Annotated in this window: 5 protein-coding genes; all 5 read left to right on the forward strand. The window is 28.7% G+C overall.

All coding sequences use genetic code 11. The annotated features are described in order from the left end of the window. Window positions 1-647, forward strand: a 647-nt coding sequence (locus tag ABJG40_RS04280; protein ID WP_348023332.1) for a discoidin domain-containing protein, incomplete at its 5' end; no start/stop codon positions are given. 43 nt (window positions 648-690) lie between these two features. Next, window positions 691-2,292, forward strand: coding sequence for a T9SS type A sorting domain-containing protein (locus tag ABJG40_RS04285; RefSeq protein ID WP_348023333.1), 1,602 nt, complete (start codon window positions 691-693; stop codon window positions 2,290-2,292). A 458-nt stretch (window positions 2,293-2,750) separates the two neighbouring features. Beyond that, window positions 2,751-4,580, forward strand: coding sequence for an O-antigen ligase family protein (locus tag ABJG40_RS04290; protein ID WP_348023334.1), 1,830 nt, complete (start codon window positions 2,751-2,753; stop codon window positions 4,578-4,580). A gap of 44 nt (window positions 4,581-4,624) precedes the next feature. After that, a complete protein-coding gene (locus ABJG40_RS04295; protein ID WP_348023335.1) occupies window positions 4,625-5,683 on the forward strand; it encodes an efflux RND transporter periplasmic adaptor subunit in 1,059 nt (352 codons plus the stop codon). An 18-nt stretch (window positions 5,684-5,701) separates the two neighbouring features. Beyond that, the coding region (locus ABJG40_RS04300) for an efflux RND transporter permease subunit (RefSeq protein WP_348023336.1) at window positions 5,702-7,852 on the forward strand (2,151 nt) is incomplete at its 3' end.

Raw genomic sequence — 7,852 nt, forward strand, 5'->3', positions numbered from 1 at the left:
CATCAACAAACCCTTCATATAATAAAGAAGCTTCTCTTGCCATTGATGGAGATATTAATGGAAATTATGGAGGAGGATCTGTTACTGTTACAAATAATGAAGAAAACCCTTGGTGGCAAGTAGATTTAGGTGCTGATAAAACAATTGATTATATTAAAGTTTTTAATAGAACAGATGGATGTTGTAAAGCTGCAATGTCTAATTTTACAGTATCCGTTATTAATGATGCTGGTACAGAGGTTTTTTCAGAAACATTTACTAATTATCCAGACCCTTCTGTTATTATTGATACAGAAGGTATTCATGGGCAAATTGTTAAAGTTCAATTAAATGCTACTGGTGCATTAACGCTTGCAGAAGTACAAGTTTTTGGTTCTGATGAAGTATTATCTACTACAGGTTATAAAGATATTAATGTTATTATGTCCCCCAATCCTTTTGTAAATGAGTTGAAAATAGTTTCTCCAAAGGCTATTTTTAACTCATTATCCATATACAATATTAATGGGCAGAAAATATTAAGTAATAAAATAGAAACTAATTTAAGGGAAGTTAGTGTAAATACAAGTAATTTTTCAAAAGGTATTTATTTTGTAAAATTAAACGGTGATTCCTTTTCAAAAACATACAAGGTCATTAAGAATTAGTAAGTTTTAGTTAGTTTAAGTAATTTTTGCATAATGTAGAGGTATGTCAGAGAAAAAAAATAAAAGTATTCTAAGAATATTTGTTGTACTAATGGTATTTGGAATAAATAGTAGTGTATTTAGCCAAACTATCTATACTAATGATATGGATTATGTTATAGGTGATGTAAAGCAACGCTTTATTACTGGTGCAGTTACAACAGAAGAGCAAGCCGATAATTTATTGAAAGGCCTTAAAGAAATGAAGGTTAATGGTATTCGTATTCCTATTTTTCCAAGAGATGCTAATACAGGAGTGAGTGTGAACCCTCAACCTGCTATTATGAAATATTTTTACGAACAAGCTATAGCAGAAGGGTTTTATGTTTTTGCTAATCCAGCACAAGGTGGAGGTGGTATTAGAATTGCTAATCATTCGCTTACCAACACAACTTCTGTAAATGGTAAGCAAGAGGCAACTGATGAACTAGTAAATAGAATCATTGAGTTTTCAAATGAATACCCAGAATGTAAATGGATGAATCCGTTTAATGAAGATGGTAGAGCTACCAATAGTACTTGGAGTGTAAATCAAATTAACGAAATTTATCAAAGACTTTCTAATCATGGTTTAAACGGAGCAGCATTAATAGGTCCTTGTACTTGGGGGCTTCCTGCTGCTATAGATATGTTTAAAAACACCAATATAGCAGATTATATAACTGTTGCAACATCTCATAATTTAGGTCATAATGATGGCTTGTGGGATGACTTTAGAGCACTTGCCGATGCAGAAAATTTGCCTATGTGGGATTCTGAAGCAAATAATGATCCTGGTAGTGGAACCGTTAATAAATTAGAGGCTGCAATAGCAAATAAAGTAGATGGCTTAGTTGTATACAATGCAGGAAATAATATCTATTTAAGTACAGGAGCATTAACTAATACCAATTATTATTACATGTCTCAGTATTTAAAACCTGTAATTAATTTAGCAAGTACGGGTACCGCAACACAATCATCAACAAATCCTACTTATGACAAAGGTCCAGAATTAGCTATTGATGGCGATATTAATGGAAATTATGGAGGTGGTTCTGTTACGGTTACGAATAATGAAGAAAATCCTTGGTGGCAAGTAGATTTAGGTGATGATAAAGTAATTGGAGATATTAAAGTATTTAATAGAACCGATGGTTGTTGTAAGGCTGTCATGTCTAACTTTACAGTATCTGTTATTAATGATGCAGGTGCAACCGTCTTTTCAAAAACATATACAACATATCCAAATCCTGCGGTTACTATGAATGCAGATAATGTAAAAGGAAGAATTGTTAAGGTACAACTAAACGTTACAGGTGCTTTAACATTGGCAGAAGTACAGGTTTTACAAGGAGAAGAACAATTGTCAGTAGGTGATTATAAAAGTATTAATGTTAGTATTTATCCAAATCCGGTTACTGATATTTTTACCATTTCTGCTCCTGTTTCTACATTTAGTCAATATGAAATTTATACCATAAACGGCCAGCGAATTTTAAGTGAAACAGTTTCAAATAATACAGGACAAATTAAGGTTAGCTTAAACAAGTTTTCAAAAGGTATTTATTTGATAAAACTAAATAGCAACACATTTTCTAAGACATATAAAATTGTAAAAAAATAATTTTAGTTTTTTGATTTGTAAGGCAGTATTTTTTATAAGTGCTGTCTTTTTTTATGTGTAAGAATAGATGCTTTATAAAGTGAATCTATTATTCTTATTTGAACTTAATAATCTATCATTATGTATAAGAAGGTAAAGAATTATCTTAATTGAAAATCAGTTTTATGCCAATAAATTGTCCAAATTTATAAAAAGATAAAATTAGTAAACTTACTATATTCTTCTTCTTTGTCTCAATATATGGGCATTAATGTCTCTGTTTTTTTTGTTTTTCTGTTGTTATGTTGTTGTTTTTGAATGCTTTATAGGTAAAAATAAAAAAGATGTAATTTAAAATTATTCTTTTATGGTTTTGTTTTATTCAATAATAATAATAAATTTAAAGAAAAATGTCTATTCCAATGTTTAAGTTTCCCTCAACTAAACAAAAAACTGTTTTATTAATTACCTTCTTGTTTATGCTGGTATTAATTTGGATTCCACAAATTAATATGAGAGAGTATCCTCAATCAACAATAACAAGTAAGTTTTTAGTATTTAGTTATTTCTGTATTATTTTTTTAATTATTTGTGTTTTTGTACTTATAAAAACTAAAAGACAGCTTATTGTTTTATCTCTATTAGACATAGCTTTAGTTACTTTACTTATTTACATTTCTATAAATAGATTCATACTTCAACCAGAGTATAGTTTTTCAAATCGTTATATTGAATTAATAGAGTTAAGCTTTGTTTACATAGTAGCAAGATGTTTTAATAAAACTACTTTTTATTTGCTGTTATTAGCAATTATTATTTCAGGTATAATTCAAGCTATATATGGTAACCTACAACTATTAAACTTCTACCCATCAAATCATTCAGGGTTTAAGATCACAGGAAGTTTTTTTAATCCAGGTCCTTATGCTGGGTTTCTTGTATCTGTATTTCCTATAGCGCTAGGTTTATACCTTTTTAAAGAAAAAGTAACTGAGCAAGTGTTGCTTAACATAAAAAAGAAGCAATTAATTCTTTGTACATTTATCAAACATGTATTTGAGTATATTCCTTTAATTGGTATTATAAGTATTGTTGTAGTAATACTAGCAACACAATCTAGAGCATCTTGGTTAGCTGTTTTAGCAAGTACTTTATTACTATTTGAGGCACGTTATCAAATTATAAAAAAGGTCTTTAAACAGCTTAATGCTTATAAAAAAACAATTTTAATAATTGTTACAATTCTTTCTGTAGGAATAAGTTTATTTGGTATTTATCATTTCAAAAAAGGATCGTCTGATGGGCGATTATTTATTTGGAAAGTTTCTACAGAATTCATAAAAGGGAATCCAATTTTTGGTGTCGGATTTGACCGTTTTAAAGCGTATTATATGAATTTCCAAGCTAATTATTTTATTAGGTCTGGAGAAACAACAGAAGCTTTAGTTGCAGATAATACGTACTATGCTTTTAATGAGTTTGTTCAATTTTTTACTGAAAATGGTTTTGTTGGCTTTGTACTACTAATAATCGTCCTTTCTTTTATTATTAAATCTAAAGCGATAAAAGAAAATGATTATTTAAGTGTCATTTTAAAACTAAGTTTACTAACTATTTGTGTATTTGCTTTCTTTTCTTATCCTATGCAAATTCTACCTATTAAACTTGTTATAGTTGTTTTATTAGCAAGTCTTGCTAAGTTAAGTATTAATAAAATAATTTTATTTGAGAAAACTAAAATAAAATTCAAAAACCCAATTCTAAAAGGATTTGCACTAGTTGGTATTTTAATTGTGGCTTTTTTTAGCTTTAATTATATATCTAAATTAGATAATAGTTTTAAAAACTGGAAGTTAGCATTAATTAGTTATCAATATGGCGATTATGAAAGTGCAATAGAAGAATACGAAAAAGCGTATCCAGAATTAAAAAACAATGGAGATTTTTTAATGAATTACGGCAAAACACTTTCTATAAACAAACAAGATAAAAAAGCGATAGAAATTTTAGAGCAAGCAAAAAACCATTTAAATACTACTATTATAGAGACTGCTTTGGGAGATTCTTATAAAAACCTAAAACAATATCATAAAGCAGAAATAGCTTATAAAAATGCAGCTAATATGATACCTATAAGGTTTTATCCATTGTATTTATTAGCGAAACTCTATGAAGAAATTGGACAAAAAGAAAAGGCAATTACAATGGCAAAAACTATTTTAGAAAAGGATATAAAAATACCATCAACAGCCATTAAAGAAATAAAAACAGAAATGAAAAAGATAATAAGTAATTATAAACAAAAATAATAATGAATAGGAGAAACGAGTATTTAAGTAAATGTTTTTTTTTATTGATTTGCATTAGTGTTTTAATAAACTGCACCAAACCTAAAGAAACCAAAGAAGAATCAATTACAAAAAAAGAATACCTCCCAGATAAGAACGAAGTAAATATTCTTGTTTTAGAAAAAGGTGTTTTTAAAAAAGAATTAGTTAGTAATGGACGACTTGTAGCGTTAGAAAAAAGCGAACTAAAATTTAAAGTGAGTGAGAAACTTAATAGAATTTACGTAAAAAATGGAGCTTTTGTTAAAAATGGACAACTGTTAGCCAGTTTAGATGCTTTTACGTATCAACAAAAAGTAACCAAAGCAGAGATAGACTTAAAGCAAGCTACTTTAGAATTTAATGATTTACAAATAAGACGTGGATTTAATTCAGAGAATAAAGAAGAAATCCCTGAAAAGGAATACGAAATGATGGCCATTAAGTCTGGTTATAAAAATGCGTTGCATCAGTTAAAAAATGCACAATTCGATTTGAAGTCTACCAAATTAATTGCTCCATTTAGTGGTAAAGTAGCGAATATGAATAGTAAAAAATACGATCAAATTAATTCTGGTAAAGAATTTCTTACTTTAATAAATGATGCTGTTTTTGAGGTGGAATTTTATGTAATAGAATCGGAACTTAAAGACATTAAGGTGAAAGATGAAATTACGATTGAACCTTTTGCTTCAAATAAAACGTATAAAGGAAAAGTTATTACCATAAATCCACAAGTTGAAAAAGATGGTACTATCCTCATTAGAGCCCAAATAAAGAATGATGGTGGTTTATTGGAAGGGATGAATGTGAAGGTGTTTATTAAAAAAGACATTACAGATCAATTTGTTGTACCTAAATCTGCTGTAGTTTTAAGAGATAATCAAGAGGTGTTATTTACCGTTAAAAACGGGAAAGCGTATTGGACTTATATTTTAACTACGTTAGAAAATAGCACATCTTATTCGGTGATTCCAAATCCAGACAAGAGTAGTGCATCATTAAAACCTGGAGATACTATTATTGTTTCTAACAATTTAAATTTAGCGCACGATAGTGCCATTACCGTTAAAAATAATAATTAATAGTTTATTAAAATTTGTATGGTAAAATTTTTAATACATAAACCGATTGCTGTTTTAATGACAACATTAGGTATTTTAATCTTAGGTGTTTATGCTTTTGGTTTTATACCAGTTTCATTAATGCCAGATATAGACATTCCAGAAATTACAGTGCAAGTCCAGGCAGATAATATGTCTGCAAGACAATTAGAAGATGCCATTGTAAAGCCATTACGATTTCGTTTAATGCAAGTAGGTCATTTAAAAGATGTAAAAAGTGAAACTACCAATGAATTAGGTATTATTAAACTTAGTTTTTCTCATGGTAGTAATATTGATTATGCTTTTATAGAGGTAAATGAAAAGATAGATAGAATGATGGGGAGTTTGCCAAAAACCATCAAACGCCCAAAGGTGATAAAAGCGAATGCTACAGATATTCCTGTGTTTTATTTAAGTATGACACTTAAAGAATCTGCTAAAGATAACAAAACATCAACTAATAAAATAGATGATTTATTTCCTGTTTCTCAAGAATTTGTAGATTTCAACCGTTTTTCTAATCAAGTAATTCGTAAACGAATTGAACAGATTAACGAAGTGGCTATGGTTGATATTAGTGGTTTAGTATCTTCAGAAATTTTAGTAAAAGTAGATCAGAAAAAGATAGATGCTTTAGGGATTCGTTTAGATGATTTAGAGGCTGTTATTAAAACAAATGATTTAGATATAGGAAGTCTTTTAATTAAAGATAACCAATATCAATATGATGTTCGTTTAGGGAATTCTTTAAGCACCATAAATGATGTAAAATCTATTTACATCAATAAAAACAATAAAGTTTATCAATTAAAAGAACTTGCAGAAGTTATAGAACATCCGCAAAAAAGAACCGGTTTGGTCTTGTCTAATGGAGACGAAGCGATTACAATGGCAATCATAAAACAAAGTGATGCTAGAATGGGCGATTTAAAAACTTCTTTAAATAACCTAATAAAAAACCTGAAAAAAGATTACGAGCATATTAATTTCTCAATTACTAGAGATCAAACCAAGCTATTGGATATTGCCATAAATAATTTATTACAAAGTTTATTATGGGGAATGATTTTAGCATTTACAGTAATGTTTTTATTTCTAAAAAATGTGAAATCACCCTTGTTAATAGGAATTACCATTCCAACCTCAATTATTATTTGTTTATTATTTTTTCATCTTTTAGGGATTTTTATAAACATTATATCACTTTCTGGATTGGTTTTAGGAATTGGTTTGATGATAGACAATTCTATTATTGTCATCGATAATATTACTCAATATAGAGAAAGAGGTTACAACTTATCAGAATCTTGCGTTTTAGGAACAAATGAAGTTATAAAACCATTATTAAGTTCAGCATTAACTACCTGTGCAGTTTTTTTACCACTGGTTTTTTTAAGTGGTATTAGTGGTGCTTTGTTTTACGACCAAGCAATGGCTGTAAGTATTGGTTTGTTCATTTCCTTTTTTGTTTCCATTACACTATTACCTGTATTATATCGCTTATTTCACAGCAAAGAAAGTGATGTAATAGCACAAGAAATTAATTTTTTATCCAAAATAAACACCTTAGATTATGCAGTTTTGTATGAAAAAGGATTTCGTTGGGTAATGAAAAAGCAAGTGGCTTCTTGGAGTATTATTATCCTCCTTTTAGTTTCCGTTATTGGATTGTTTAGCATTTTGCCAAAAACACAAATACCAGCACTTACAAGTACAGAAGTTTTGTTAAAAGTAGATTGGAACGAACCCATTAATGTAGATGAAAATAAACGTAGAGTACTAGAAATTTTAAAACCTATTAAAGAAAAATTAATAAATCAAACGGCTTTAGTAGGCACGCAGCAATTCATTCTAGATAAAAATGCAGATGCTAAAGGTTCAGAAATGACACTATATGTAGAAGCAGCATCAGAAACAGAGCTGAAAAATATAAAAAGTCATTTAAATGAACTTTTGACAACAAAATATCCCAATGCTGTATTTGTGTATGAAGATGTAGACAATATTTTTAGTTTAATTTTTTCAAATAAAGAAACTTCTTTAGTCGCAAAATTACGTCCTGTTGAAAATTTAGGAAGTCAACAGCAACAACAATTAAAAACTATTTGGCATCAATTACAAGCAAATTCAGGCACAGTTAAGTTAGAA

Source organism: Polaribacter sp., from assembly GCF_039939415.1.
In the GTDB taxonomy this organism is placed as follows: Bacteria; Bacteroidota; Bacteroidia; order Flavobacteriales; family Flavobacteriaceae; genus Polaribacter.